The following is a 3,238-nucleotide window of genomic DNA, read 5'->3' as shown; positions in this document are numbered from 1 at the left end:
CGCCCGCATTATTTACTAAAATATCTAAATGGCCAAATGCTGCTACGGCATCGGTTATCAATTTAGCGGCTTCTTTGGCCTTACTTAAATCGGCCTTCAAAAAAGTTGCTTTCCTACCCATGTCTTGTATTTCTGCGATAAGTTTTTCGCCCCTTTCATCAAATTTATGGCCATTTAAAATAATATCACAGCCATCTTTTGCCAACCTTAAGGCACATGCAGCGCCAATTCCCTGACTGCTTCCGGTAATTAAAGCGATTTTGTTTTCAAAACGTTCCATAGTAAAATGTTATAATACATAAAGGGAATTGATGTGAATATGTTTGAGTAAAACTGAAGTTAAAATTAGACGGATTAACACATTAAATATAACTTCTTCTAAAAAACACCGTTATAGCTGTAATCATTTATTAGTATGTTTGGGCAACAAACACACAGTAAACTTAAATTAATCTTAAAACATGAACATTACCAAAAACCTTTTATTCACTACGCTCCTCGCTTTGTTTACCCTTACAATGTACTCTTGTAAAACAAAAAAACTGGTAGCAAAACCAGCTCCAGCACCTGTTGAAAAGCCAGCACCACCAGTAGAGGAAAAAAAACCAGCGCCTGCACCAGAGAAAGAAGAAGCTCCGGCTCCAGTTGAAAAACCCAACTTTAACTTAGACAATATCCAGTTTGAGTTTAATTCGTTTGTACTTAAAACATCATCATTCGCTATCCTGGATAAAGCAGTGGCGGAAATGAAAAAATCGCCTACCACCAAATTTGTACTTAACGGACATTCATCTGCTGAGGGTACACCCGATCACAATATGCAACTCTCTATCGACCGTGCAAATGCCGTAAAATCTTACTTTATAAACGCAGGTTTAAACGGCAGTAATTTTACTGTTGTTGGTCATGGCGAAAAAGAACCGATCAGCTCGAACGATAGTGAAGAAGGTAGAATGGTGAACAGAAGAACTGAAATAAAAGTTCAACATTAATTCTTAGAAATATAATAGAAAGCGCCATGGTTTAATTTCCATGGCGCTTTCTTATTTACAACGCGGTCGTCATCCTGAACTTGTTCAGCCCTTCGACTACGCTACCATTGACGTTATTTTACAAATTATTATTAATCAGTATTTTAATTGCTTTCGCATTTCCATCCAGCTGGGCCATAGCATTGTATCCCCGTTCTACTTAAATCCGGCCTAACAAATTTTTCGGGCTGAACTGTTCTGGCCGCACAACTGGCTTCAAAAGAAAAATTTTCAGCCGGCATTTTTTGTTTTTTCATGGGCCTTTATGCTTTCAGCGGCATTCAAGCTAGCTATGCTGGTCTTTTTGATGCCAAAAAGAAAGAGCCCTTTGGCGGCGGCGAGCCGAGGCAAGACCGTGCCGTATGGCAAAAAGAAATCATTTATACGTCACTCATATTGATTTTTATAAATAAATTATCCCTCAGGGTGACAATTTCAAAGGCATCTATTTCTGATACACCCTAATATAATCGACTTCCATCCTATTGGGAAATTTAGTATCATTTAACGAGCCACCATTCATACCGCCCATTGCCAGATCAAACAAGATGTAATGTTGTTGTTTAAAAGGATGAAAATCTGAGCCGTCATCATTTTTAAGATCGGTTAACAGCGTTTTGTTCAAAAGCATTCCATCTACAAATAAACTGATGGCTTCGCTATCCCAGTCCATGCGCCATATATGAAATTCAGATGCCCATTTTTTTCCGCCCAATTCGGCTACGGGTTTTGTGTTACTAAACCATTTCGCCTTTTTATCGGGCCCTAAACTTGCGATATTGGCCAATAATTTTCCCCGGTAGTATTCCATAATATCGATTTCACCGTTTGCAGGCCAGCGACCTTTTATGCCTAGTGTCCAAAATGCCGGCCAAAGCCCATCTGAAATGTCGATCTTTCCTCTCATTTCGAATCGACCATACTGCCAGCTTTGTAAACCTTTAGTAATGATACAAGCTGAAGTATATTCTATATTTTTTGTTTTTTTACGCCATTCGTTGCTTCCTTCTACATATAGCGGATTAGGTTTTACTTCTTTTCGCGCTTCGATAATCAACTTGCCATCTTTGCAGAAAGCATTTTCGGGCTGATACCATTGTAGCTCTTCGTTACGGACAAAACCTTTCTCATAATCCCAATTGGCTGGATCTGGAACGCCATTTTTGTTAAATTCATCACTCCAAATTAGCTTATAACTTTCCTTAACATAAGTATTTGAAAAATTGTGATCCTTGTTTATAGCGCAGGATTGGATTAAAATAATTATCCATACAATAAGGGTGAATGGGATTCTATTTGGCATAAGGATTTTTTGATCAACTAATTTAACATTATTCTTAAATAAAAAATTCTCTGGGTTTTGATAAAACCCAGAGAATAAGAAATTAACTTTAATACGTTAAAGTGATTTAAGCATTACTTCTTTTACAATCCAGAATTGATTTCCTGATGCCGTTAGCATCGTGGCAAGAAAGCCTATTGAAACTGTTGTTGATTGTGTTAATGTAAACTGGAACTTATTATTTGCAAAATTGGTATACCCCAATGAAGTTGATACATCGGCCACATCTGGCAGGGTATTACCAGCTGCTGCTACGATGTAAACCGGATCCTTTGCTTCATTTTTAGCCATGGTAATTTCGAAACTATAGCTGCCCGCCGGAAGCGTAAAAGTTTGGTATATTTTACCATTGGTAATTTGTGCAGTGCCATCCCAGCCCATTTCCATTGCCAAACAGCCACCTTGATCCGAGCACCAGCCACCTAAACCACCATGATTTTTAATATTTGCAGTAACTGTCCAATCGGCAATATTACGCCATCTACCACCACTTGCAGCAGCTAAGAATGGATTACCTTTATTTTTAAAATAGGTTGAGGTGATATCGGCTCCTACCCGTTGTGTTTGAAAAGCAGTTGAAAATGTATCGATTGAAACGGTATCAGGTAAAAACAACGTACGGTACCTAAGGGTCGTACCTGGCTTAATATCTGAGATAGAAGTTGTTGTCTCATCAATTTTAGCTCTGATCTTTTTAATTACATTACTCAGGTTCGTGTATTCTACTTCAGTAGCAAACACACCTGTTAAACGGTCCATTCCCTGCCAGGTAATTTTAGTTAGCCCACTTGCATCAGTAAAAGCGGATTCTATTGGCCGGTTAAACAAGGATGATTGATACCTCTGGCCATAAGACCTCCCCGTT

5 protein-coding genes are annotated in these 3,238 nt (G+C 38.5%); 2 read left to right on the top strand and 3 right to left on the bottom strand.

The features are described from left to right. A partial coding sequence (locus AC1DPQ_RS22405) for an SDR family NAD(P)-dependent oxidoreductase (RefSeq protein ID WP_477610921.1) occupies positions 1-280 on the bottom strand: 280 nt, incomplete at its 3' end. A gap of 181 nt (positions 281-461) precedes the next feature. Here AC1DPQ_RS22405 and AC1DPQ_RS22400 point away from each other — a divergent pair. Further along, complete coding sequence (locus AC1DPQ_RS22400; RefSeq protein ID WP_230150534.1) at positions 462-992, top strand: OmpA family protein; 531 nt, start codon at positions 462-464, stop codon at positions 990-992. A 294-nt stretch (positions 993-1,286) separates the two neighbouring features. Next, a complete protein-coding gene (locus tag AC1DPQ_RS22395; RefSeq protein WP_477584859.1) occupies positions 1,287-1,496 on the top strand; it encodes a hypothetical protein in 210 nt (69 codons plus the stop codon). Here the strand turns inward: AC1DPQ_RS22395 and AC1DPQ_RS22390 are convergent. Then, positions 1,477-2,334, bottom strand: coding sequence for a glycoside hydrolase family 16 protein (locus AC1DPQ_RS22390; RefSeq protein ID WP_477584860.1), 858 nt, complete (start codon positions 2,332-2,334; stop codon positions 1,477-1,479). The genes AC1DPQ_RS22395 and AC1DPQ_RS22390 overlap by 20 nt on opposite strands. 96 nt (positions 2,335-2,430) lie before the next feature. After that, on the bottom strand, positions 2,431-3,238 hold an 808-nt coding region (locus AC1DPQ_RS22385; RefSeq protein ID WP_477610920.1), incomplete at its 5' end, for a DUF5013 domain-containing protein.

It is taken from the genome of Pedobacter sp. 01T416_2 (assembly GCF_056398925.1).
Note: the sequence above shows the minus strand (reverse complement) of the source record. Positions and strands in the feature narration are given on the sequence as shown.

Coding starts and splice junctions, on each gene's coding strand:
- AC1DPQ_RS22400 (WP_230150534.1), top strand. CDS start 462: ATGAACATTACCAAAAACCTTTTATTCACTACGCTCCTCGCTTTGTTT.
- AC1DPQ_RS22395 (WP_477584859.1), top strand. CDS start 1,287: ATGGGCCTTTATGCTTTCAGCGGCATTCAAGCTAGCTATGCTGGTCTT.
- AC1DPQ_RS22390 (WP_477584860.1), bottom strand. CDS start 2,334: ATGCCAAATAGAATCCCATTCACCCTTATTGTATGGATAATTATTTTA.